General features: G+C 69.4%; 21 protein-coding genes and 1 pseudogene. 16 read left to right on the top strand and 6 right to left on the bottom strand.

The genetic code is table 11. The features are described 5' to 3' along the window. Positions 1 to 229: 229 nt before the first annotated feature. Together ACIHEJ_RS11970 and ACIHEJ_RS11965 are read left to right on the top strand one after the other, a co-directional pair. Positions 230 to 1,264 carry a LacI family DNA-binding transcriptional regulator gene (locus ACIHEJ_RS11970; protein ID WP_400134444.1) on the top strand — a complete coding sequence of 345 codons (1,035 nt, stop codon included), beginning with the start codon at positions 230 to 232 and terminating at the stop codon, positions 1,262 to 1,264. Positions 1,265 to 1,332: 68 nt separating this feature from the next. Further along, positions 1,333 to 2,193 (top strand): phosphatase PAP2 family protein, encoded by an 861-nt coding sequence (locus ACIHEJ_RS11965; protein ID WP_400134442.1) that lies wholly within the window; start codon positions 1,333 to 1,335, stop codon positions 2,191 to 2,193. Here the strand turns inward: ACIHEJ_RS11965 and ACIHEJ_RS11960 are convergent. Further along, positions 2,175 to 5,174, bottom strand: a complete 3,000-nt coding sequence (locus tag ACIHEJ_RS11960; RefSeq protein ID WP_400134441.1) for a bifunctional [glutamine synthetase] adenylyltransferase/[glutamine synthetase]-adenylyl-L-tyrosine phosphorylase — start codon at positions 5,172 to 5,174, stop codon at positions 2,175 to 2,177. The genes ACIHEJ_RS11965 and ACIHEJ_RS11960 overlap by 19 nt on opposite strands. Positions 5,175 to 5,577: 403 nt before the next feature. After that, the gene (locus tag ACIHEJ_RS11955) at positions 5,578 to 6,570 is read right to left on the bottom strand and encodes a DUF72 domain-containing protein (RefSeq protein ID WP_400134439.1); all 993 of its coding nucleotides are present in this window, start codon (positions 6,568 to 6,570) and stop codon (positions 5,578 to 5,580) included. A 130-nt stretch (positions 6,571 to 6,700) separates the two neighbouring features. Here ACIHEJ_RS11955 and ACIHEJ_RS11950 point away from each other — a divergent pair, with 130 nt between their 5' ends. The 3 genes from ACIHEJ_RS11950 to ACIHEJ_RS11940 are packed head-to-tail and all read left to right on the top strand — an operon-like array spanning position 6,701 to position 9,901. Further along, the gene (locus tag ACIHEJ_RS11950; RefSeq protein ID WP_400134438.1) at positions 6,701 to 7,588 is read left to right on the top strand and encodes an alkaline phosphatase family protein; all 888 of its coding nucleotides are present in this window, start codon (positions 6,701 to 6,703) and stop codon (positions 7,586 to 7,588) included. Between the two features lies 1 nt (position 7,589). Beyond that, entirely contained in the window at positions 7,590 to 8,885 is a 1,296-nt protein-coding gene (locus ACIHEJ_RS11945) for an MFS transporter (protein WP_400134437.1), read from the top strand. Beyond that, the gene (locus ACIHEJ_RS11940) at positions 8,882 to 9,901 is read left to right on the top strand and encodes a TolB family protein (RefSeq protein WP_400134435.1); all 1,020 of its coding nucleotides are present in this window, start codon (positions 8,882 to 8,884) and stop codon (positions 9,899 to 9,901) included. The genes ACIHEJ_RS11945 and ACIHEJ_RS11940 overlap by 4 nt, the downstream gene beginning before the upstream one ends. Before the next feature lie 7 nt (positions 9,902 to 9,908). Here ACIHEJ_RS11940 and ACIHEJ_RS11935 read toward each other — a convergent pair whose 3' ends face one another. Next, the gene (locus tag ACIHEJ_RS11935) at positions 9,909 to 11,261 is read right to left on the bottom strand and encodes an MFS transporter (RefSeq protein ID WP_400134433.1); all 1,353 of its coding nucleotides are present in this window, start codon (positions 11,259 to 11,261) and stop codon (positions 9,909 to 9,911) included. Positions 11,262 to 11,494: 233 nt separating this feature from the next. Next, positions 11,495 to 11,581: pseudogene (locus ACIHEJ_RS11930) on the bottom strand (glutamine synthetase); the annotation flags it as partial. 1,361 nt (positions 11,582 to 12,942) lie between these two features. Here ACIHEJ_RS11930 and ACIHEJ_RS11925 point away from each other — a divergent pair. From ACIHEJ_RS11925 to ACIHEJ_RS11915, 3 genes are all read left to right on the top strand, one after another. Beyond that, positions 12,943 to 14,115 carry an ImmA/IrrE family metallo-endopeptidase gene (locus ACIHEJ_RS11925; protein WP_400134431.1) on the top strand — a complete coding sequence of 391 codons (1,173 nt, stop codon included), beginning with the start codon at positions 12,943 to 12,945 and terminating at the stop codon, positions 14,113 to 14,115. Then, a complete protein-coding gene (locus ACIHEJ_RS11920; protein WP_400134429.1) occupies positions 14,115 to 14,615 on the top strand; it encodes a DUF4411 family protein in 501 nt (166 codons plus the stop codon). The genes ACIHEJ_RS11925 and ACIHEJ_RS11920 overlap by 1 nt, the downstream gene beginning before the upstream one ends. Positions 14,616 to 14,910: 295 nt before the next feature. Beyond that, entirely contained in the window at positions 14,911 to 15,687 is a 777-nt protein-coding gene (locus ACIHEJ_RS11915; protein ID WP_400134427.1) for a hypothetical protein, read from the top strand. A 30-nt stretch (positions 15,688 to 15,717) separates the two neighbouring features. Here ACIHEJ_RS11915 and ACIHEJ_RS11910 read toward each other — a convergent pair whose 3' ends face one another. Both ACIHEJ_RS11910 and ACIHEJ_RS11905 read right to left on the bottom strand, forming a co-directional pair. Continuing rightward, on the bottom strand, positions 15,718 to 16,362 hold the full coding sequence (locus ACIHEJ_RS11910; RefSeq protein WP_400134425.1) for a YdcF family protein: 645 nt from the start codon (positions 16,360 to 16,362) through the stop codon (positions 15,718 to 15,720). Next, a complete protein-coding gene (locus tag ACIHEJ_RS11905; protein WP_400134423.1) occupies positions 16,359 to 17,159 on the bottom strand; it encodes a GntR family transcriptional regulator in 801 nt (266 codons plus the stop codon). Before ACIHEJ_RS11905 ends, ACIHEJ_RS11910 begins: the two co-directional genes overlap by 4 nt. A gap of 461 nt (positions 17,160 to 17,620) precedes the next feature. Here ACIHEJ_RS11905 and ACIHEJ_RS11900 point away from each other — a divergent pair, with 461 nt between their 5' ends. The 8 genes from ACIHEJ_RS11900 (at position 17,621) to ACIHEJ_RS11865 (ending at position 22,634) form a co-directional block, all read left to right on the top strand. Next, a complete protein-coding gene (locus tag ACIHEJ_RS11900; RefSeq protein ID WP_400134421.1) occupies positions 17,621 to 17,890 on the top strand; it encodes a DUF6284 family protein in 270 nt (89 codons plus the stop codon). Beyond that, complete coding sequence (locus ACIHEJ_RS11895; protein ID WP_400134419.1) at positions 17,887 to 18,054, top strand: hypothetical protein; 168 nt, start codon at positions 17,887 to 17,889, stop codon at positions 18,052 to 18,054. Before ACIHEJ_RS11900 ends, ACIHEJ_RS11895 begins: the two co-directional genes overlap by 4 nt. Beyond that, positions 18,051 to 18,902: a protein spdB gene (locus tag ACIHEJ_RS11890; RefSeq protein WP_400134416.1), complete on the top strand. Its 852-nt coding sequence runs from the start codon at positions 18,051 to 18,053 to the stop codon at positions 18,900 to 18,902. The genes ACIHEJ_RS11895 and ACIHEJ_RS11890 overlap by 4 nt, the downstream gene beginning before the upstream one ends. Beyond that, positions 18,902 to 19,249: an RRQRL motif-containing zinc-binding protein gene (locus ACIHEJ_RS11885; RefSeq protein WP_400134414.1), complete on the top strand. Its 348-nt coding sequence runs from the start codon at positions 18,902 to 18,904 to the stop codon at positions 19,247 to 19,249. The genes ACIHEJ_RS11890 and ACIHEJ_RS11885 overlap by 1 nt, the downstream gene beginning before the upstream one ends. Position 19,250: 1 nt before the next feature. Continuing rightward, positions 19,251 to 19,568, top strand: a complete 318-nt coding sequence (locus ACIHEJ_RS11880) for a hypothetical protein (protein WP_400134412.1) — start codon at positions 19,251 to 19,253, stop codon at positions 19,566 to 19,568. 2 nt (positions 19,569 to 19,570) lie between these two features. Beyond that, positions 19,571 to 19,771 carry a hypothetical protein gene (locus tag ACIHEJ_RS11875; protein ID WP_400134410.1) on the top strand — a complete coding sequence of 67 codons (201 nt, stop codon included), beginning with the start codon at positions 19,571 to 19,573 and terminating at the stop codon, positions 19,769 to 19,771. A 92-nt stretch (positions 19,772 to 19,863) separates the two neighbouring features. Next, positions 19,864 to 21,978 carry an ATP-binding protein gene (locus tag ACIHEJ_RS11870; RefSeq protein ID WP_400134408.1) on the top strand — a complete coding sequence of 705 codons (2,115 nt, stop codon included), beginning with the start codon at positions 19,864 to 19,866 and terminating at the stop codon, positions 21,976 to 21,978. A 206-nt stretch (positions 21,979 to 22,184) separates the two neighbouring features. Further along, positions 22,185 to 22,634: a hypothetical protein gene (locus tag ACIHEJ_RS11865; RefSeq protein ID WP_400134405.1), complete on the top strand. Its 450-nt coding sequence runs from the start codon at positions 22,185 to 22,187 to the stop codon at positions 22,632 to 22,634. The last annotated feature ends 1 nt before the right edge of the window (position 22,635 follow it).

Below are 22,635 nucleotides of genomic sequence, written 5' to 3'. Positions count from 1 at the left end.
GTAAGCGTTGCGAAAGACCTTGCAGAAAAAAAGTGCAAGGGAACACGATGGTTACCCTGTCGTTACCGCTCAACGCACCGACGACACTTGTGCAAGACTCTGCAAGCTCTTGCCGCCACCAATTCGAGGGAGCCCGATGAGGCAGCAACCCAGGGCGGGCCGTCCGGCCGCTCGTGCACGGCGTCCCATCGGTGTGCAAGGCGACATACGACCGGTACAGTCCAGTGCCGTGACCACACGGCTTGCGGACATCGCTGCGCAGGCGGGGGTGAGCGAAGCGACCGTCAGCCGGGTCCTCAACGGGAAGCCGGGCGTCGCCGCCACCACCCGCCAGTCCGTGCTCGCCGCGCTCGACGTGCTCGGCTACGAGCGCCCGGTACGGCTGCGGCAGCGCAGCGAGGGCCTGGTGGGCCTGATCACGCCGGAGCTGGAGAACCCGATATTCCCGGCCCTGGCCCAGGTCATCGGCCAGGCGCTGACCCGCCAGGGCTACACGCCGGTGCTCGCCACCCAGACGCCGGGCGGGTCGACCGAGGACGAGCTGACCGAGATGCTGGTGGACCGCGGGGTCGCCGGGATCATCTACGTCTCCGGGCTGCACGCGGACACCACCGCCGACATGCAGCGCTACGAGCGGCTGCAGGCGCAGGGTGTGCCGTTCGTACTGGTGGACGGCTTCTCGCCGAAGGTGCAGGCGCCGTTCATCTCCCCCGACGACCGGGCCGCGACGACGCTCGCGGTGACCCACCTGGTGTCGCTGGGCCACACCCGGATCGGGCTGGCGCTCGGGCCGAAGCGGTTCGTGCCGGTCCAGCGCAAGATCGAGGGCTTCGTGCGGGCGATGCAGGACCAGCTGGGGCTGAGCGCCGAGACGGTCGAGACGGAGCTGGTCCAGCACTCGCTGTACACGCTGGAGGGCGGTCAGGCGGCGGCCACGGCGCTGATCGACCGGGACTGCACGGCGGTCGTGTGCGCCAGCGACATGATGGCCCTGGGTGCGATACGGGCCGCCCGGCAGCGCGGTCTGGAGGTGCCCCGGGACGTCTCGGTGGTCGGCTTCGACGACTCTCCGCTGATCGCCTTCACCGATCCGCCGCTGACCACGGTCCGCAAGCCGGTGCCGGCGATGGGCCAGGCCGCGGTGCGCACGCTGCTGGAGGAGATCGGCGGGACACCCGCGCCGCACAGCGAGTTCGTGTTCATGCCGGAACTGGTGGTGCGTGGATCGACCGCTTCGGCGCCGAATGTCCTCCGTGCGTCGTAGCGGGTGCGGCTCGGACCCAACCTTGGGATGATCGGTCGAGCAAGCCTTTTCTGGCAGACTGCGTGCCTATGAGTGACTCGACCGTGACAGAGCCGGAAGGTCGCGAGGAGGTGGCCGTTCCGCAGGCCGTCACGGGCGAGAACAGAGGGGGTCTGCCGGGCCGGCTGCGGCGCCCGCGCCGGCCCCGGCTCTGGTTCGAGATCCTTCTGATCGCGGTGAGTTACTGGACGTACTCACTGATCCGCAACGCCGTCCCGGAACAGAAGGGCAAGGCGCTGCGCAACGCGGACTGGATCTGGACCCTCGAGCACCGGATGGGCATCGCCGTCGAACAGTCGGTCAACCACACGGTGAACTCGGCGAATTGGCTGATCATCGGGATGAACTACTACTACGCCACACTGCACTTCATCATCACGATCGGCGTTCTGGTGTGGCTCTACCGGTGGCATCCCGGACGCTACGCGGCGGCCCGGCTGGTGCTGTTCGCGACCACCGGTGTAGCCCTGCTCGGTTACTATCTGTTTCCACTCGCGCCCCCTCGGTTGATGCGCGGGGGCCAGTTCGTGGACACGGTGACGGTGCACCACACGTGGGGCTCGATGGCCTCCGGCGATCTGAAGCACATGTCGAACCAGTACGCGGCGATGCCGTCGATGCACATCGGCTGGTCGCTGTGGTGCGGGCTGACGATCTTCGCGCTGGCGTCGGTGCCGTGGGTGCGCGTGCTCGGTCTGCTCTATCCGGCGACGACCCTCCTGGTGATCGTTGCCACGGCCAACCACTTCTGGCTGGACGCCGCGGGCGGCATGCTCTGCCTGGGCTTCGGCTTCTCGCTGGCCCGGCTCTGGTACGGCGCGCTGCCGTACGCGCTGCCGAGGCTGGTGCCGGCGCGGCTGCCCGCGCCGGCTCACGCCCCGTCGCCGTAGAACTGCTCCTCCACCACCGTGCGCGCCCTGCGGGCGGTCCGGCGGTACGCGTCCAGCATGTCCCCGGCGTGCCCGGAGCCGTAGCCGAGGTAGCGGCCGACGGCGGCCAGCTCGCGGGGCTCGGTCGGGAAGGTGTCCCCGGCCCGGCCGCGGACCAGCATGACCGCGTTGCGCACCCGGGTCGCGAGCACCCAGGCCTCGTCCAGGGTCTCGGTGTCCTCCGCCGACAGCAGGCCCGCCTCGCGGGCGGCGGCCAGGGCCTCGCGGGTCCGGGTGGTGCGCAGGCCGGGGTGGTGCCGGCCGTGGCGCAGCTGGAGCAGCTGGACCGTCCACTCCACGTCGGACAGGCCGCCGGGCCCGAGCTTGGTGTGCAGCTTGGGGTCGGCGCCCCGTGGGAGCCGCTCGGACTCCATGCGGGCCTTCAGCCGGCGGATCTCGCGGACGGCGTCCTCGGTGAGGCCCTTGTGCGGGTAGCGCAGGGGCTCGACGAGGTCGATGAAGCGGCGCGCGATGTCCTCGTCCCCGGCGACCGGCTCCGCCCGCAGCAGCGCCTGCGACTCCCAGACCAGCGACCAGCGGCGGTAGTAGGCCTCGTACGACTTCAGGGTGCGCACCAGCGGGCCCGACTTGCCCTCCGGGCGCAGGTCGGCGTCGATCAGCAGGGGCGGGTCCGCGCTGGGCAGCTGCAGCAGGCGGCGCATCTCGGCGACGACCTTGTTGGCGGCGGCGGCGGCCTCGTGCTCGTCCACGCCGTCCTGCGGTTCGTGCACGAAGAGGACGTCCGCGTCCGAGCCGTAGCCCAGTTCGTGGCCGCCGAACCGGCCCATCCCTATGATCGCGAACCGGGTCGGCAGGGTGTCGCCCCAGCCGTCGCGGACGACCGCGCGCAGGGTGCCGGCGAGGGTGGCGGCGGTCAGGTCCGAGACGGCCGCGCCGACCCGGTCCACCAGCGCGCCCTGGTCGGCCTCGGCCGCGCTGGTCTCGGTGCCGTAGGAGCCGACGATGTCCGCGGCGGCGGTGCGGAACAGCTCGCGGCGGCGCACGCCGCGGGCCGCGGTGACACCCTGCTCGGCGTTCTCGGCGCGGCCCACGGCGGCCAGGATCTCCTGCTCGAGGGGGGCGCGCTCGCGGGGCTCGAGACCGCCGCCGTCGCCGTCGCCCAGCAGGGCCACCGCCTCGGGGGCGCGCATGAGGAGGTCCGGGGCGAGTCGGCCCGCCGACAGGACGCGGGCCAGGTTCTCGGCCGCCGCGCCCTCGTCCCGCAGCAGCCTGAGGTACCAGGGGGTCTTGCCGAGCGCGTCGGAGACCTTGCGGAAGTTCAGCAGGCCCGCGTCGGGGTCCGCGGAGTCGGCGAACCAGCCGAGCAGGACGGGCAGCAGGGTGCGCTGGATCGCCGCCTTGCGGGTCACACCGGAGGCGAGGGCCTCCAGGTGGCGCAGGGCCGACGCCGGGTCGGCGTAGCCGAGGGCGACCAGGCGCTCGCGGGCCGCCTCGGCGCTGAGGCGGGCCTCGCCGGGGGCGAGCTGTGCCACGGCGTCGAGCAGCGGGCGGTAGAAGATCTTCTCGTGCAGCCTGCGGACGACGCCGGTGTGCCGTTTCCACTCGCGGTGCAGTCCGGCCTCCGGATCCGTGCGCAGGCCGAGGGAGCGGCCCAGGCGGCGCAGGTCCGCCTCCGCCTCGGGGACGAGGTGGGTGCGGCGCAGCCGGTAGAGCTGGATGCGGTGCTCCATGGAGCGCAGGAAGCGGTACGCCTCGTCCAGGCGGGCGGCGTCCTCACGGCCCACGTAGCCGCCGGCGGCCAGGGCCTGCAGGGCCTTCAGGGTGGTGCCGCTGCGGAGGGACCGGTCGGCGCGGCCGTGCACCAACTGCAGGAGCTGGACGGCGAATTCGACGTCACGCAGGCCGCCGGGGCCGAGTTTCAGCTCTCTTTCGATCTCGGCCGCGGGGATGTTCTCGACGACGCGGCGGCGCATCTTCTGGACGTCGGCCACGAAGTTCTCACGTTCGGCCGCCTTCCAGACCATGGGGTCGAGCGCGTCGACGTACGCCTGGCCGAGGTCCGCGTCGCCGGCCACCGGGCGGGCCTTGAGCAGGGCCTGGAACTCCCAGGTCTTCGCCCAGCGTTGGTAGTAGGCGAGGTGGGAGGAGAGGGTGCGGACCAGGGGGCCGTTGCGGCCCTCGGGGCGGAGGTTGGCGTCCACCGGCCAGATGGAGCCCTCGACCGTGGTCTCGGAACAGATCCGCATGAGATGCGAGGCGAGCCTGGCGGCGGCGGCGAGGGCCTTGGGCTCGGTGGTGCCCTCGGCCGCCTCCGCCACGAAGATCACGTCCACGTCCGAGACGTAGTTCAGCTCGTGGCCCCCGCACTTGCCCATCCCGATCACGGCGAGGCGGCAGGCCGCCGCGTCGTCCGGGGCGGCGGCCTGCGCCAGGGCGAGGGCCGCGCGGAGCGTGGCCGTGGCGAGGTCGGCCAGCTCGGCGGCGGTGTCGGCGACGTCCGTGGTGCCGCAGACGTCACGGGCGGCGATGGACAGCAGACAGCGGCGGTAGGCCACACGCAGGGAGACGGGGTCGGTGGCCTCGGCCAGGCCCCGCTCGAACTCCTCCAGCCCGGGGTGGAGGTCCCGGGGCTCGTAGGTGACCAGGGCCTGCCAGTCGCTGGGGTGGCGGGCGAGGTGGTCGGCCAGGGCGGAGGAGGCGCCCAGGACGCCGAGGAGGCGGTCACGGAGGGGTTTGGCCGCGATGAGGGTGTCCAGCAGCTCGCGGTGGGCGGTGGGGGCGGGCTGCGCCTCCAGGAGGCGGACCAGGCCGTGCAGGGCGAGATCGGGGTCGGCGGTGGCGCCGAGGGCCTCCAGGAGGACGGGGTCGTCGCGGACGGGCGCCAACTCGGGGCCGTCCAGGAGGCGCTCGGCGGCGGAGGGGTCCGTGAAGCCGTGCCGAAGCAGACGGGTGAAGGTGCTGCTTCTGCGGCCCGGCGTCATCCGTGGTCTCCCCTCGGATCAAGGTTGTCCTGGCCAGAGCCTATCCGGACTGGGGCCGCAGGAGCCGCCGCAGGCCTGGCCCACGCACCCGCACGTGCCGCCGCAGGCCCGGACCGGTCACCCGCCCCCACCACCCCCGACCCGATCCCCGCAGCCGCACCCGCCACCACGAACCCCGTCCCCACACCCGCAGCCGCCGCCACAGGCCTCGTCCGTGCACCCACCGCCGCAGGCCTCGTCCGTGCACCCGCCGCCAAAGGCCCGGACCCGGTCACCCGCCCCCACCACCCCCGACCCGATCCCCGCAGCCGCACCCGCACCCGCCACCACGAACCCCGTCCCCACACCCGCACCCGCCGCCACAGGCCTCGTCCGTGCACCCACCGCCACAGGCCCGGACCGGTCACCCGCCCCCACCACCCCCGACCCGATCCCCGCAGCCGCACCCGCCACCACGAACCCCGTCCCCACACCCGCACCCGCCGCCACAGGCCCGGTCCGTGCACCCGCACGGACCGTCGCAGGCGCACCGTCCCCCACCCGCCGTGCGCGGCCGCGGCAGCGTCGCGGTCAGGAGGTCCCGCATCGTCTGCGCCGCCCTGGGCGCCGCGTCGCCGCAGCAGTTGTTGAACAGGACGTGGACCTCGTCCGTGGCCGCCGCGAGGGCGCGGACGCGTGGGAGCCATTCGGACAGTTCCGCGGTGGTGTACGTGTGGCGGAAGCGGTCCTCCTTGGTGCCCGTGCCCCAGTGGGGGCTGCGGCCGTGGAAGCGGATCAGGGAGAGATGGGGAGTGGTGACGGGTGTGGTGGGAGGCAGGGAGGTCGGTAAGCCCTGGGGGGTGTCGACGGCCACGGCCGTGGCGGCCAGGTCGGTGAGGAGGGCGGTCGTACGGGCGGCCCGGTCGGGGTGCCACCAGGCGGGGTTGCGGAACTCCACGGCGAACGGCCAGTCGCGGGCGCGTTCCCGTGCCGTGCGGAGGAAGGCCTCGGCTGTGGGGCCGGGTGCCAGGGACGGCGGGAACTGGAAGAGGAGGGTGCCGAGTCGGCCGGAGGTGCGCAGGGGGGTGAGGGCGCGGGCGTAGCGGGTCCAGACCTCCTGGCGGAGCGTCTCGTCGCGGGGGTGTGCGCGCAGGTCCGGCGGGAGCGCGGCGGGGCGGGTGGGGTGGCCGGTGAGCAGGGAGAAGGCCTTGATGTCGAAGCGGAAGCCGACGGGGGTGCGCCGGGTCCAGAGGTCGACGGTGCGCTCGCCGGGCAGGGCGTAGTACGGGGAGTCGGCCTCCACCAGGGGGAAGCGGGTCGCGTAGTGACGCAGGCGGGCTTCGGGGGTGCGGTGGCCGGGTGGGTACCAGTCGCCCCGGTCGGTCCAGCCGCAGGTGCCCACAAGGATCTTCGCCATGGGGGCGGGAGTACCCGTCGTTCATCGGGTCTTCACCCGCGAGGTTGGCCGGCGTGGGCCGGCGGAATGTTGGCGTGAGCATGCTCTGTCCGCACCGCCAGCCCCGTCCCGCCCCCACTCGGAGGTTGATGTGTCCGGCAGTTCCGTGTTCCGCCGTGCCCGTACCGTCGTGGCGTCCACCGCGGCGTTCGCCGCCGCCGCGGTCGGGCTGTGGACCGGTTTCGGCAGCGAGTCCGCGCATGCCGCGGGCGCCGTGCCGAGCCCGGACCACGTGGTCGTCGTGGTCTTCGAGAACCATGCCTACAGCCAGGTCATCGGCTCCTCCAGCGCGCCGTACATCAACTCCCTGAAGTCGGGAGGCGCCAACCTGACCCAGTCGTACGCCGAGACCCACCCGAGCCAGCCGAACTACTACGCGATGTTCTCCGGCTCCACCCAGGGCATCACGGACGACAGCTGTGTGACGCCGGGCTTCTCCTCCGCCGCGAACCTGGCGTCCGAGGTCATCGCCGCGGGCCGCAGCTGGGCCAGCTACAACGAGTCGCTGCCCAGCCAGGGCTCGACGACCTGCAGCAGCGGCAAGTACGCGCAGAAGCACAACCCGTGGTTCGGCTTCAGCAACGTGCCGACCTCGAGCGCGAAGACCTTCGCGCAGTTCCCGACGGACTACTCGACGCTGCCCCAGATGTCGTACGTGGTCCCCAACTTGTGCAGCGACATGCACGACTGCTCGGTGTCCACCGGTGACACCTGGCTGAAGAACAACCTGGGGGCGTACGCCACCTGGGCCAAGACCCACAACAGCCTGCTCGTCGTCACCTTCGACGAGGACAACCGGCTGAGCGGCAACCGGATCCCGACCGTGCTCTACGGGCAGCCCGTGACCGCCGGGTCCAGCTCGTCGACCACGTACAACCACTACGACCTGCTGCGCACCCTGGAGGACACCCAGGGCCTGGGCACGCACGCGGGCAACGCGGCCTCCGCGCACGACATCACCGGCATCTGGACGTCCTGACGTGTACGTAGCGGACAGCCGCGCGAGTTCCCCCACGCGCGACGGCGCTCGCACGGAGGGACCCCCGTCGGCGTCCGCGGACGGTGCCGTCCGGCCAGTGGCCGGGCGGCGCCGTGCCGCGATCGCCCCGACCGTGCTCGCTCTGGGGACGGTCAGCCTGGTGACGGACGTGTCCTCCGAGATGGTCACGGCCGTGCTGCCGTTGTACCTGGTCACCGGGCTCGGTCTGTCCCCGCTCGGCTTCGGGCTGCTGGACGGCGTCTACAACGGTTTCTCGGCGCTCGTACGACTGGTCGGCGGGCACTTCGCCGACCGTGGCGGCGGGCGGCACAAGTGGGTCGCCGGATTCGGCTACGCGGTCTCGGCCGTGTGCAAGCCGCTGCTGCTGGTGGCGCACTCGCTGACGCCGATCGGTCTCGTGCTCGCCGCCGACCGGACCGGCAAGGGGCTCAGAACGGCTCCCCGGGACGCGCTGATCTCCCTGTCGAGCACACCGGAGAACCGCGGCAGGGCCTTCGGGGTGCACCGGGCGATGGACACGGCCGGGGCGCTGTTCGGGCCGCTGGTGGCGTTCCTGGTCCTGCGGGCCACCGTGGACGGCTACGACGCCGTGTTCACCGTGAGCTTCTGTGTCGCCGTGCTGGGTGTGCTGGTGCTGGTGCTGTTCGTGCCGGGAGGCAGGGGCGGCGCGGTACCGGCCGAGCGGCCGAGCCTGCGCGGTGCGGTCGGCCTGCTGCGGGGCCGCGAGCTGCGCCGGGTGAGTGTGTGTGCCCTGCTCCTGGGGCTGGCGACGGTGAGTGATTCGTTCGTGTATCTGCTGCTCCAGCGGCGCCTCGGGGTGCCCGACCGGTGGTTCGCGCTGCTGCCGCTCGGCACCGCCGCCGCCTTCCTGCTGCTGGCGGTGCCGCTCGGCCGGCTCGCGGACAGGGTGGGACGGTGGACGGTCTTCCTGGGCGGGCACGCGGCACTGCTGCTGGCGTACGCGCTGCTGCTCTCCTCGTGGCACGGGACCGGGCTGCCGTTCGTCGTGCTCGCCCTGCACGGCGCCTTCTACGCGGCCACCGACGGGGTGCTGATGGCCGCCGCCTCGGACGGGGTGCCCGAGGCGCTGCGCTCGTCGGGGCTGGCCCTCGTGCAGACCGGGCAGGCGCTGGCCCGGTTCGCCTGCTCGCTGCTGTTCGGTGCGGCCTGGACCGTGTGGGGCGACCGGGCGGCGCTCGCCGGGGCGACGGTGGCGCTGGCCGCGTGCGCCGCGTTCTCTGTAACCCTGCGCCCGAAGGGGACGGTGCCCGCATGACCGTACGCTCCCGCGTCCTGATCCTGGTGGCGGCCGTCGCCGTGCTGGCGGCGGTCGGACTGGCGTCCGTGCTGCACGCCTCGGCGCGGGCCGCCCGCCGTGACCACACGCAGGCGGGCGGCCCTCGGGTCACGCCGGGCGCGGTGACCCTGACCGGGCACGGGCGCATGGTGTTCCGGAACATGGCCTGGGGTCCGCACCGGGACGAGCTGACGGCCGTACCGGAGGACGATCCGTCCGGTCCGCGTACCGCGTCCGGGGTGAAGTGCCTGCGGTTCCACGCCGCTTCGGGCACCGGGGTGTGCCTGCAGGCCGTGCACGGCCCGGTCTCGGACAGCTACCGCGCGCTGATCCTGGACGCGCGTCTGCACACCCTGCACCGCTACGACGTCCCCGGCATCCCCTCTCGCGCGCGGGTCTCCCCCACCGGGCACTTCGCCGCCTGGACGGCGTTCGTGGGCGGTGACTCGTACGCCGGGACGAACTTCTCCACGCGCGCGGCGATCGTGGACACCCGCAGCGGTGCGCTGATCCCGTCCCTGGAGTCCTTCGGGATCGTCGAGGACGGGCGTCCGTACCGGGCGGCGGACGTGAACTTCTGGGGCGTGACGTTCGCGACCGACGACCGCACCTTCTACGCCACCATGGCGACGAAGGGCCACACCTACCTGGTCCGGGGAGACCTGCGGGCCCGTACGGTCACCACCGTGCACGAGAACGTCGAGTGCCCCTCGCTGTCCCCCGACGGCACCCGGATCGCCTACAAGAAGCGGGTCGCGGGGCTGCCGAAGGACGCTCCCTGGCATCTGTACGTGCTCGACCTGCGGACGCGGCGGGAGACCCCGCTCGCCGAGTCGCGCAGCGTGGACGACCAGGTGGTGTGGCGGGACGCCCACACGCTCGTGTACGCGCTGCCGGGCGACTACGGCGCCGACCTGTACCAGCTCCCGGCCGACGGCTCGGGCCGGGCACGGCGGATCAGCACGGCCGCGGTGTCGCCGGCGTACCTCGGGTAGCCGCGGTTCAGCCCGGCACGTGCGCCCTGGCCGGCACGCACCGCCAGGCCAGGGCCGCCGCGGTCAGGTAGGCGAGGGCGCCGACTGCCATGCCGGTGCGCAGGCCGGCGCCGTAGTCGGCTCCGGTGGCCAGCAGGCTGCCGCCGAGGGCCACGCCGGTGGCGCTGCCGATCTGGCGGGTGGTGTTGAACAGGGCCGAGGCGGCACCCGCGTACGCCGGGGGCGCGGCGCCCATCACGGTGGCGGTCGAGCCGGTGAGGGCGAAGGACGTACCGAATCCGGTGGCCATCATCGGGGCCACCAGCAGCGGGTAGGCGGGCTCGGTGCCCGCCGCGGCCCAGCCGGCCAGCCCGAGGGCGCCCAGGAGCATCCCGGAGACCACCAGCGGACGGTCACCGGTACGGCGGGACAGCCGCCCGGACAGGACGGAGGCGAACATGGTCATCGCCACCGCCGGGAACAGGGCCAGCCCGGTCCTGAGGGCGCTGTAGCCCCGCTGGTGCTGGAAGTACAGGCTGGCGGTGAACACCATGCCGTAGAAGGCGAAGTTGAACAGCAGGCCGACGGCCGCCGCGCCGCTCATCGCGGGTGAGCGCAGCAGCCGCAGCGGGAGGACGGGGGCCCGGGCGAGCCGCTCGCGCACCAGGAACGCCACCACGGCCAGTGCTGCCAGACCCAGCCCGGCGAGCACGGCGGAATCGGTCCAGCCCCGCCGTCCGGCCTCGTTCAGCGCGGCGGTCAGCAGGGCCACGGCCACGATCACGGCGCACTGCGCCGACGCGTCCAGGGCCCGGTCCGCCTGGCGCGGCGAGGGCGCGACGTAGCGCTGCGTCAGCGCCAGGCAGACCGCGCCGACGGGCAGGTTGACGAGGAAGACCCAGCGCCAGCCCACCGTGGACACCAGCAGCCCGCCCAGCAGCGGCCCGGCGGAGGCCGCGATGCCCGCCATCGACCCCCAGAGCCCGAAGGCGCGCGAGCGTGCCGCGGGCGCCGGGTAGGCCTCCTGCAGCAGGGCGAGGGAGCCGGGGACGATCAGCGCGGCACCGAGCCCCTCCACCAGCCGGGCCACGACGAGGAAACCGGCGGTCGGTGCGAAGGCGCAGGCGGCCGAGGACACCGTGAACACCACGACACCGGCACAGAACACGCGCCGGTTGCCCAGCCGGTCGCCCAGCGCCCCGCCGGTCATCAGGAACCCGGCGAAGACCAGGGTGTACCCGTCCGTGATCCACTGGATGCCGGTGAGCGAGGCCGACAGCTCCCGGCCCACGACGGGCACGGCGACATTGATGACCGTGACGTCCAGGATGACCATGAAGTACCCGGCGCACACGGCGAGCAGGGGTGCGGAGGCTTGCATGCTGTTCGCACTCTCCCCGGAGGAGAAGGTGGCATTTCCAGGTGGAGAGGCCATCTTCACGGCATGCGCCGCTTCATCGGTGGATGTGCGGGCCCGCCCTTCGCCGGGCGTGTTCCGGCCACTACGGACCGTCTGGCGTCCGCCGCCGTCGGCCCGCACGGCGTGGAGGGGCCGACGGTCCGTGACCGTCGGCCCCAAGGGATCGTTTCGGCGGCGACCCGCCCGGCCTGCGTCTACAGCACCGGCAGGTTCTTCCGCAGCTCGAACGCCGTGACCTCCGAGCGGTACTCCTCCCACTCCGACTTCTTGTTGCGCAGGAAGAGACGAGGCCCCAAAGCCACCTCGCGCGTTGGACGTCGATGCAGCGCAGCCGGATACCCGAAGGGTCGTCCTTGGCCATCGTCAGTCACCTGAGGCCGCCCTTCGACGGCCCACAGACGGCCCCGCTTCGGCGCCAATAGGGCTGATCGGATGGCCAGACCTACGAGCCGGCAGATTTACAGCGGGCCGCCTCCGGCGCCCGCCACCTGCAGGTTTGCACCTGGATGTCTCCGCTGGGGGACACCTGGGGGAAGCAGCCTCTTGTTCAAACCACCTCAGCGGCCCAGAAGTCAGGATCTACGGCTCTCCCTCGCCTCGCCCTCCCCCAAGCCACTGAGCCGTAGCCACTACCGCGGCCACGACACCGGTGGCTGTTCCAATCGGAACAGCCAGCGAAGGCAGAAGGCGAACCAGCACCAAGACGGCGCCCCCCACCCCGGAGAGCCTGGCAAGCACAAGCCACCGCCGTCTTTTCCAGCGCCTCTGAGGCGTTCCCTCGGCTACTGAGGGCCCCGCATCGTCCCCGCCTGGCGCTAACTCCTGCGGCTCTGTCGGTAGTGTCACCACTGACCTTTCTCTTCACCTGATGAGGTCAGGGCGGCTCCCGTGCACCCGGGGGCCGTCTTTCGTTGGCCACACCGCCCCGATGCCTGCCCAGAGTGAGGCAAACACCAGCGGCTGCGCATCCCAGCCAAACTTTGCTACTTCACGAAAGCATCGAACAGGCACGCATCTATGGCTGCGTTAGGGTGGGGTTTGAGCTGCACGTTTTATCTACCCTGCCAATGCATGGCTCAGTAATGCAAAGAGGCGGTACGGTGGAGGATCCTGCAGGTAGCGGCAGCGGCAGCACCTGGGCCACAGGCGCCCACCCGGCATGGGCGACCGGCACATCCAGGCCCTCCCACGCCGGGACCTTGAGTCGGGTGCAAGGCAGCTCTCGGAAGGCATTGCCATCGCGTCTCGTTCGCCACCAAGGACCCGTTACGCAATCGTTACATCCAGCGTTGCCGCACCCTGGGGGTCTGCGCAAGCACCAGTGCGTAGGTGTGGGCGCGCATGCGCCTCTAACGCAGTGCTAATCCCCTACGGCAGTCCGTAGTTAGCGGTGGACGCGGCTTGCGACGGCAGGAGGCGTCATCGACGGAGCCCTCAGGTCTCCGGCGACGCGGTGAACTGCATAGCCGTACCGGACAGCGGTGCACCGTCGTACTAGCCGTGCAGATGCACCCGGCCACGCTGTTTGCATCGGTCCGCATAGCCGACAGGGCAGCTGGGCAAGGTTTCACCCTGCAGCAGTGACCGTTCCGTGACTGAAGGTGGAGTTCGCAAGCATCACTCTGGTACCTAACCTAGGGTCATGGGGGAGGTGGATTGCGTGTCTGTTCGTGTTCAAGTTGAGCCTGCGCTCCTGCGCTGGGCAGTGGAGCGGGCCGGCTGGTCGGATGATCAGGTCGCGAAGCGGGCCCCAAAGCTCAATGCGTGGCTCGCTGGTGACGCCCGTCCGACACTGAAACAGCTGGAGCAATTTGCCCAGGCGACACACGCCCCGATCGGCCTACTGTTCCTACCCACTCCTCCGGACGAGCCTGTACCGATCCCCGACATGCGGACTATCGGCAATAGATCCATTAGCCGCCCATCCGTGGACCTCCTCGACACCATCTATTCCTGCCAGTCGCGGCAAGATTGGTATCGGGACTATGCCAATATGCATGGCTACCCGCATGTCGAATTCGTTGGGTCCGCTCGCCTATCAGACAATCCTTTAACCGTGGCCGGTCACGTTAGGCAATTGTTGCGGTTTGAGATCGAGGACCGAGTCTCTTTCCCGTCATGGAAAGAGGCTTTGCGCGGCCTGATTGACCGTATCGAAAACGCTGGCGTGCTTGTCATGGTGAACGGCATCGTGGGAGTCGACACGCACCGTAAGCTGGACCCCAGAGAGTTTCGGGGGTTCGCCTTGTCCGATCCAGTTGCGCCACTCATTTTCGTTAATGGAGCGGACACCAAAGCAGCTCAAATTTTCACCATGGTGCACGAGCTGGCTCACGTATACCTGGGCCAAAGTGCTCTATCGGATGCTGCCCTCGCGAAGCAAACCGACAACGACGCAGAAAAATGGTGCAATCTTGTAGCTGCGGAAGTACTCGTCCCAATGATGGATCTTCGCGGGGCCTATCGAGGCGATCCAACCGTAGCCGAATTGACCCGTCTCGCTCGCAGATACCGTGTCAGCACCCTAGTAGTACTTAAACGCCTCTTTGACGGCAAGTTCTTGCAGTGGGACGACTATCAGAGTCGCTACGCCGATGAGCTTAGCCGAGTCATGGCGCTCCTCAAGGCTGGAGAGGGCAGCGGTGGCGGGGACTTCTATAATGTTCACCCTCTTAGGCTTAGCCGCCAGTTCGCACGAGCAGTCATCACCGACACTCTCGAAGGGGGAACGCAGTTCAGAGACGCCTATAGCCTGCTGGGCACAAAGAAGCATCAAACGTTTCAGAATCTCGTTGAGAAAATCGGGGCCGCTTGATGTTCCTAGTTGACTCCAATGTGCTGATTGAAGCGAAGAATCGCTACTACGCCTTCGACATAGCACCTGGATTCTGGGCATGGCTGGATTATGCGCACGCAAGTCACATTGCCTGCAGTATCGAGCCGGTACGGGATGAGCTTTTCGAAAGAGAGGACGAGCTAGCACGATGGGCCAGAAGCCACGCAGATTTCTTTCGCCCAATTGACGAAGTTGCCACCTCGCACTTCGCTCCTCTAACTTCCTGGGCTCAGTCAAGGATGTACACGGCAGCAGCACTCACTGAATTCTTGACTAACGCTGCGGACTTTTTCTTGGTTGCCTACGCGACTGCGCACAAACACACATTGGTGACGCATGAGCAACCACGGCCAGAGGCCAGAAAGCGAGTCCTCATCCCTGACGCTTGCCGGGCCATGGGAGTCACCTACATGAACACCTTCATGATGCTCCGAAACACCCAGGCCCGACTCGATTTCCAACTGCCAGCCGCTTCCTAAAGAAGCTGGCATCCGGCACCATGCATCGCATCTCTACCGCCTCGATCCTGCCCAATCCGGGTTGCCCTTCTCGTCCCAACCGCTGTGCCGGCCAGGACCCCACCGAAGCGCCTGATTCTCCTGGTACAGCCGCAGGCACCGCTGTTGCCGCCGTCACCCACTGCCGTCAGCGGTTCGACCTGGGGCCGTGAACGCCCACGTATAGCCCCTGCGCCAGCCGACGCTCATCGGCATGATTCGCGACGGGCGCTAATGGAGACAATCTCAGGTACAGGTTCCACCGTGGGGGGTCGACATGCCTAATCCCAGCTCTCGCTTCTCAACGATTGCGCGCAGCGCCATCTACAGCCTCGATTTGTACGTCACTTTGGCCGCTGCGGTCATATTCGGAGTTCTAGGACTGACCGGGAAAGCCTCACAGGAGATAGTCACCTCCGGGATCTTGGCAGTACTGGCGCTGGTAGGCTTTTCACTTCTCAGAATTCGCTCACAGAGTGAAAAAATAAACAAGTCACTCACCGCGATCGGAACCCGGTCGAGCGCAGACAACTTCTTCACCCCTGTAGACGATGGCGAAGAAATCAAAGAGATGATTTCGTCATCACGAGAGGTGTGGATCCATGGTTGGACTCTTGAACTGCATCTAGTTTCCTACGCAAGCGAAATAAGAAAGGCCGTCACGAAGGGGCTTCATGTCAAGATCCTCGTGATCGAGCCCGGCAGCACAGCCATGACCATCGCAGCGAGCGAAGCAGACAACCGTAGCGCCAGCGAGCTTAGCGCCAATCTGGAAGCTAACTTGAGGCGACTGGAGGCACCTTTTTCCGGCCCAGTTTCCGGCAAGCTTGAGATCAGGACCCTCACACACGTTCCTCATTGCACGGTGATTGCGTCTGATCCAGCAGCCGATCACGGCAAAATCGTGATGCGCATCGCCACATTCCAGGCCGAGCACTGGCAGCGCCCGACATTTTCCGTCACTCGACAGAACGACGGCACATGGTACGAGTTCTTTAAAGAGCAATTTGACAAGAAGTGGGAATCCGCCACTCCCTACGCTTCCCTGCCATAAGCCCTGTGACTGCCGCCCTATCTCTGCTGTTCAGATCAGTCGGCTAGTGAACCCGCCTCTGCACAGACGCTCGAATGCCTTGATTACGTCGTCAGGAATATGCTGCTCGATCATGAATCCCTGCTGAGGATAGACCATGATTCGCTGCTGAGCCCCAACAAGCATGTCGATTACCAGCCGCGCGTCCTGAATCGACTCGACATATTCAGGAAACGTCAGCGGAGTGGACGCACTTACCCACTCGACCTCCGGCCACAGCTTCCGTGCAGTGGCGTATGCCCTTCGTTCCTCATACGGCTTACTGACGAGAAGCACGGACGCCACCGTTGCCCCGCGCTCCTCAAGCAGAGCGCGGGACAAGGAAATGTTCTGGCCGGTGTTGCGAGCGTGCGGCTCTACGAGAATGACGTCCGCCGGCACACCCAGCTCCAGAGCACGGTCCCGGTAATGCTCAGCCTCACCGCGCGGCATGCGGTCCTGCGTGGTTCGGCTGGTGGCGCCAGTGAAGACGATCAACGGCATCATGCCCCGGCGGTACAGATCGACGGTGGTGTCGGCGACGCCAAGGTCGTGACTACCGAGACCGATAGCGACCGAGCATGGGCGGGGCTCGTGATGCATCTGCTGGTAGTCCCACAAGAGCTGTGCGTCTTGCCGGTCCTGCTCGGAGATCACGCTGAATCCTCCGCACCGTTGTGGTAGGCAGAGTCGGGAACCTTGAACTCGTACTCCCACGCGAAGCGGGATGCCGAGTGGATGCCGACGGCGAACTCGACGACCGTACCGTCTGCCGTGTACGTCGTCCGGTGCAGTTCGACCACAGGTTCGCCGGCAGGCAACTGCAGCATCTGCGCTTCTTCAGCCGTTGGAACGCGGGCGAACAAAGCCTCTTTCATGTGATCGATCTCGTATCCAGCGTCGTAGAGGACGCGATACCCGCCACCCCTGCCGGCCGGCCCAGGGGTGGGGTCGACGATGCGCGTTCCTTCGACATGTTCGGGCCTGTAGTAGCTGGTCAGCGTGTGCGTCGGCTGAGTCCCCTCCTTCACCAGACGGGCGCGCGCGTAGACGTCGGAGCCGACGGGCACTCCTAGGCCTTCCGCAACGAAGCTGCTCGCCCTCTCGCGACTAACCGTCTGCGTCTGTTCGTCGCGCTTGTACCCGCGGCCAGACGCGACGCGGTCGGCAATGAACGCGACTTCGTCCCCGTCCCGCCACTTGGCCTTGTCGTAGCGGGTGATACCGAGTCGCTTGAGGGGAGTGCGCGGCCGTACGACGGTCCCGTGGCCACGCGTAGAGGTCACGAGGCCCTCAGCCTCCAGGGCCTTGTATGCCTGATGAACCGTGGCCTTCGATCCTTCTCCCGCTTCGACCAGCTCCCTGATCTGCGGCAACTGAGCGCCCGGTGCGTACTGACCGTTCCTGATCTGCTTCGCGAGCCTGTCCGCCAGGTCGCGCCACTTCGGTGCCACGTCGAACTCCTCTCGATGCAAACCAGTGAAACACAGTCCTAGGACTGTTGACAGTCCTAGGACTACGTGCCACTGTCTCCTCAGGTCGCCCGCAGTCCTAGGACAGCGGCGCGGAACGGCCCTTCTTTGGGCTGCCCATAGACCTCTGGTTCGGGATAGCTCACCCCCCGCGAGGGAGAAAGCCCCCTGCCGGCCGTTGCTTGAGAACTCAACAGAGTGCCTGAGGTAGATCACCCCGCCTCCGCAAGCAAGTGGGTGACGTACGCGGGTTCTGCCCCAGCGTGCGAGTACAGCGCGACCCAATCTCCGCAGCACCGCTGCGGCCGGTTGCCTCCGCTGCTCGTCTCGTACGAGCAGCGCCGAGGGGAGCCGGATGTTCCGACTTCAACGGCGCGCGCCCCCGGTGCGGGAACACCGGGGGCGCTGTTCGGGCCGTTCCTACGTGAGAGGAACACGACCCAATGGAGCACATCGTCACTGTTCAGGACGCTGTTACCGCGTTCGCCGACTGGCGGGAGCCGACCGCCGCTGAACTGCACGCGGTTGAACAGGAGATGCCGCTGACTCTGGCGGAGGTCGATCTACTGGATGCGCAGATCATCACACTCGACCGCACGCCGAGCGAGCTGGACGCCCGTCGGATCCGGCGGGCCCGCCGCCGGGTGCTCGCCGCGCGGGCGGCGCTGGCCAACCACACCACCGGCATGAGCCTGCCGGGCGGTGCGGCATGACCCGCGTCCGCCGCGCCCTGCGGCGCCTGATCGACCGCCTCTTCCCCTCACCGGAGTGCCCGCCGCTGGTGCTGGTGCCGGACTGCGACGACGAATGGATGGGCGAGCGGTACGTCTGGGAGCCGGGCGACTGGGAGGAGTACGACGGGGAGGCCAGCCGATGAACCGCAAGACTGTGCTGCCCGCCGTCGCGATGACGGCGGTGTCGATGGTCCTGACCCTGGCCGTGGTCGTGATGTGGCTGGGTGCGGCGGTGCCGTGGCCGGTCGCGCTGGTCGTCGGTCTCGGGATCGACGGCGGCTGGCTGGCCACCCTCGCCTACGAACGCCGCCTCGCCGCGCAGGGCGACCACAGCAACGCCGTGACCGCGGTCGGATGGGGCTTCGGCCTGATCGCGGCCGGCGTCCTCATCGCACACGCGCTCACCGCCGACGACTCCGCCGCCTGGCTGGCTGTCGCCTGGCTGCCCATCGCGGCCAAGGCCTTGTGGCTGGTGCACGGGCTGTGGGAGCGCACCGCACTCACGCCGGCCGCCCTGGACGCGATCCGAGGGATTCAGCAGGAGGCCCGCGACGAAGCAGCCGTGGCCCGCGCCCGGCTGCGCGCCGAAGCGGCCACCGAGGAGACCCGGCTGACCGCCGTGACGGGTGCCGGGGCACGCGTCGCACGCGTCCAGGCCAAGACCGCCCAGACGCTCTCTAGGGCGTGGGCGACGCTGGAGACGGCCCGCTCAGGTGAGGACACCGGCCGTGCGCTGACCAGCGTGACGGCCCGCGTCACGCCCGGTGTCACGCCCCGCTGGGACCTGCCCGTATGGGGCCCGATGGAGCCGGTTGCCCCGGCGCTGGAAGGGCCCGCGCTCACCGATGACGCACTCGATGCCGTGGTGGACGAGATCCGGCACAGCGAGGACCCGGCCCTGTCCTACCGGGAGATGGCCTCCCGCTTCCGTGCGGCCGGCCACTCCGCCTCCGAGGTCCGCCTCCGGGCCGCGTGGAAGCGGGTCGTGTGATGGGGGCGCTGCCGGTGTTCCGGTGGCGCCTGGCCCCGGACGGCTACGCCACCTACCGCCAACTCCGCGCCCACGGCCTGCGCCCCGGGGGCCAGCCGGTGGCCGCGCAGCTCGAACGCCCGCGCCGCCGGCGCGGCCCGCTCATCGCCTACCTCTACCGCATCGACCTCGCCAAGCCGGTCCGGCCGATGACCGAGGCCCGGTGGGCGGCCCTGGCCAAGGCCAACCGCGCCCGCCGCACCTGCCCGACCTGCCGCCGGGATGCGGGCTACGTCATCCCGCCCTCGCTCGGCATGTGCGTGTCCTGCGCGTTCCCCGACCCCTCCCGAGCTGTGAGGAGTGCCTGACATGGGCAAGCCCGACACCCGCCGCCTGGACAAGGCGATCCTGCAGACCACCCGCAAGCTGGAAGCGGTCCAGAACCGCGAGATGTGGCCGCTGAACAGCCGCGAGCGCCGCGCCGTGCTCGGAGCGATCGGATCCGGCGCCTACAGCCTGCACCGGGGCAACGGCACCGCCCGAGCGGACCGCAAGCTCGACACCGCCTGGCAGTCGGCCGAGACACGACTGACCGCCGAAATCACCGCGCTGCGGATGGAGCGGCAGCGGATCGTGACCGAGGCCGCCAAGACCAACGCCGCGAAGAAGTTCTCCGGGTGGTGGTGACCATGTCCCGCACCGACCGTGCCCTGCCCGTCCTGGACTCGCACTTCCACTGCCCCGACTGCGGGCCGCTGGTCTTCGGCGTCACCCGGGCCGTCTGCGGCCAGGTCATCCCCGCCCCGGTCGTCGGTGACGGCCCCAGCCGCAAGTGCCCGCCGTGCAAGGCGGCCCTGCGCGCCCACGAGGCCGGCCACCGGCGCCGCTGATCCCGTGCCCGCCCCCGCTCGCGCCGTGCCGAGCAGGGGCCCACATCCTCAGGCTTCCCGCCCCACACGGGGCAGACAGGAGTAGTTCCGTCATGAGCGGCAACGTCGTTCACCTGCACAAGGACACCGATCCCGACCCGGCTGCCGTGACCACCCTGACCGTGGTCCCCGACCCGTCGGCCGCGCCCCTGGTCCCGTTCTGGGTCCGTTCCGGGCGCGCCATCAAGACCGCCGTCAGCCACGAGCGGACGAAGACCACCGCCCGTACGATCGCCCGGCACTCCCTCTACCTCGCTGGTGGCGCGCGGATCGTCGGGCGTCGGGCGTGGGACGGCCGGACCGCCGCCCGCTATGAGCGCTACATGCGCACGGCGGAAGCCGCGGGGAACTTCGAAGCTGCAGCGGAGTGGGAGGAGCGCGGGCAGCGCTTCCGTGAGGCACGGCACCGCCGCCGCATGGACCTGCTGCATTCCCCGCTGGACGCGGCCAAGGGCGCGGCGGTCAGTGCCGGCATGGGCATCGGTGGCCTGGTCCTGCTCGGCATCGCGATGGCCGTCGCCACCAAGGACGCCTCCGAGGTCGTCACACCGCTGATGGCCGTCATCAAGTTCATCAACCTGATGGTCACCATCGTGCGGGTGGTCTGGGGCCCGGCGATCACGGTCGGCCCTCTGCTCGCGCTGCTGGCGCTGTGGTCGGTGGGCGCCCACCAGCAGGCCGCACCCCAGTGGGCGCTCCCGCCCAACGTCCGCAACGGGGAGGGGGAGCCGATCACGCCGTCGATCGTGGTCAAGGCCCTGCGCGACCTCGGAATCCCTGCCCTGCGCAAGGCCATCACCGAGATGGGCGACGCAGGAGCGTCGATGCTGTCCCCGATCGTCATCGCCGGATGCGGCGTGGAAGTCGACGTGACCCTTCCCTCGGGGGTGTCCACGAACGAGGTGCAGGGCAAGCGGCGCAAGCTCGCCGAGAACCTGTCCCGGCACGAGCACGAGGTGTTCATCACCATCCCCACCGCCGCCCGCACGGTGCGGCTGTGGATCGCCGATTCCGGGGCGCTGGACGAGCCGATCGGCCCGTCCCCGCTGGTCACCGACGAGACCGTGACCGCCAACTACAAGACCGGCAAGGCCCCCTGGGGACAGGACCTGCGCGGCGACGCGGCGGCGCTGAGCCTGTATCAGCGGCACCTGCTCATCACCGGTCTGTCCAACCAGGGCAAGACCGCCTCCCTGCGCGCGCTCGCCCTGTGGGCCGTCCTGGACCGCACGGTCGAGGTGCGCATCGCCGACCTCAAGGGCGGTGACTGGGCCATGTTCGACGGCATCGCCACCGTGCTCATCCAGGGCCCGGCCGACGAACAGGTCATCCAGGCCACCGAGATGGTCGAGGGCCTGGTCGAGGAGATGAACCACCGCATCGAGACCCGCCGGACCAACCCGGACGCGGTGTTCCCGCCGCTGATCGGCATCGTGGACGAAGCACAGGTGGCGTTCATGTGCCCGGTCAAGGACGAAGACGGCCGCCCCTACGGCGGCTCCAAGGCCACCTCCCGCTACTTCATGGCCGTCCGCAAGGTCCACAATCAGGGCCGCGTCGTGAACGTGCTGATGTGGGAGGGCACCCAGGACCCCACCGACCAGAACCTGCCCAAGCTCGTGCGAGAGGGAGCCCACACCCGCGCCGCCCTCGCCCTGGGCACCGAATCCCAGTCCCGCATGGCGCTCGGCGACAAGGCCGTCGACGGCGGCGCCGCCCCGCACCTGCTGCGCCAGGGCTTGGACAAGGGAACTCTGGTCGTCGCCTCCGACGGCATCGACACCCCGGCCGGCCAGTCGTCCATCACCGTGCGCACGCACTACATCAGCGACGACGAAGCCAAGGCCATCGCCGCCCGCGCCCGCGCACTGCGCGACGGCATCACCACCTTGCACACCATCGAACGCGACGAGGAGCGGGACCCGCTCGCCGACATCGCGGCCGTCGTCGGCACCGACACCCGCGTGCGCACCCAGGAGGTCATCACCCGGCTCGCCGGCGTGAACCCGGACGCCTACGGCAGCTGGTCGTTCATCGACCTCAAGCGCGTCCTGGACGGCACCGGAGCCGAGCCGTACAAGTCCGACGGCGTCATGGTCATCAGCCGCGACCGCCTCACCCGCGCCCTCACCGACCGCGACGAGACGGGTTCCGCTTCCGCCTCCTGACGGCAGGGAGGCGACCCCGCCCGGGCCAGGGAGGCAGGGAGAACTCCCTGAACCCCTCCCCGACCCGCCTCCCTGGCGCTGACCAGCCCAAATGATCCATCAGGGAAGCAGGGAGGCCGCAGCTCAGAGCCTCTGAAACCCCCTCCACACGTCATCCCCGTGGGAGTGCCGTGCCCTCCCTAACCCAGCATTGGAAGGGATTCCGCATGTCCCCCGAACCGACCCGCAACGCACCCAACGGCCGAGCCGTCGAGGTCCACACGCCCACCCCGATCACCCTCGCACCCGTGGTGCCGGTGCAACTGGACAACGTGCCGACGGTCGCGAGCGTCGTCCTGCCGGACGGCCGAGTGGTCACCGGCTACGCCGTCGAGCCCGCCAAGACCGAACCGGTCGCGGCCAAGCCGGCCGTCTCCCGCGCGGCGGTGAACGTCGCCCTCGGGGGCATCGGGTTCCTCGCGGTGTGCGGCGGGCTGCTGCTGCTCACCACCTTCATCACCGCACTGACCGCGCTGATCACCCAGCTCATCACCCTCACCGCCGTCATCTTCGGCGGCTGGATCGCCGTCCAGGTCTTCAGCGCGAGCGGCCGCCGTGAAGGGACCACGGTCAACATCCGCAAGGCCGTCTTCAAGCGCAGCCACTTCCACCGCTGAG

The sequence above is a fragment of the Streptomyces sp. NPDC052301 genome, assembly GCF_044593395.1.
Classification (GTDB): Bacteria; Actinomycetota; Actinomycetes; order Streptomycetales; family Streptomycetaceae; genus Streptomyces.
This window is presented reverse-complemented; position numbering and strand designations above follow the sequence as displayed.

Coding starts and splice junctions, on each gene's coding strand:
- ACIHEJ_RS11915 (WP_400134427.1), top strand. CDS start 14,911: ATGCCTAATCCCAGCTCTCGCTTCTCAACGATTGCGCGCAGCGCCATC.
- ACIHEJ_RS11895 (WP_400134419.1), top strand. CDS start 17,887: ATGACCCGCGTCCGCCGCGCCCTGCGGCGCCTGATCGACCGCCTCTTC.
- ACIHEJ_RS11965 (WP_400134442.1), top strand. CDS start 1,333: ATGAGTGACTCGACCGTGACAGAGCCGGAAGGTCGCGAGGAGGTGGCC.
- ACIHEJ_RS11940 (WP_400134435.1), top strand. CDS start 8,882: ATGACCGTACGCTCCCGCGTCCTGATCCTGGTGGCGGCCGTCGCCGTG.
- ACIHEJ_RS11935 (WP_400134433.1), bottom strand. CDS start 11,261: ATGCAAGCCTCCGCACCCCTGCTCGCCGTGTGCGCCGGGTACTTCATG.
- ACIHEJ_RS11925 (WP_400134431.1), top strand. CDS start 12,943: ATGGGGGAGGTGGATTGCGTGTCTGTTCGTGTTCAAGTTGAGCCTGCG.
- ACIHEJ_RS11885 (WP_400134414.1), top strand. CDS start 18,902: ATGGGGGCGCTGCCGGTGTTCCGGTGGCGCCTGGCCCCGGACGGCTAC.
- ACIHEJ_RS11880 (WP_400134412.1), top strand. CDS start 19,251: ATGGGCAAGCCCGACACCCGCCGCCTGGACAAGGCGATCCTGCAGACC.
- ACIHEJ_RS11870 (WP_400134408.1), top strand. CDS start 19,864: ATGAGCGGCAACGTCGTTCACCTGCACAAGGACACCGATCCCGACCCG.
- ACIHEJ_RS11920 (WP_400134429.1), top strand. CDS start 14,115: ATGTTCCTAGTTGACTCCAATGTGCTGATTGAAGCGAAGAATCGCTAC.
- ACIHEJ_RS11955 (WP_400134439.1), bottom strand. CDS start 6,570: ATGGCGAAGATCCTTGTGGGCACCTGCGGCTGGACCGACCGGGGCGAC.
- ACIHEJ_RS11960 (WP_400134441.1), bottom strand. CDS start 5,174: ATGACGCCGGGCCGCAGAAGCAGCACCTTCACCCGTCTGCTTCGGCAC.
- ACIHEJ_RS11890 (WP_400134416.1), top strand. CDS start 18,051: ATGAACCGCAAGACTGTGCTGCCCGCCGTCGCGATGACGGCGGTGTCG.
- ACIHEJ_RS11875 (WP_400134410.1), top strand. CDS start 19,571: ATGTCCCGCACCGACCGTGCCCTGCCCGTCCTGGACTCGCACTTCCAC.
- ACIHEJ_RS11865 (WP_400134405.1), top strand. CDS start 22,185: ATGTCCCCCGAACCGACCCGCAACGCACCCAACGGCCGAGCCGTCGAG.
- ACIHEJ_RS11900 (WP_400134421.1), top strand. CDS start 17,621: ATGGAGCACATCGTCACTGTTCAGGACGCTGTTACCGCGTTCGCCGAC.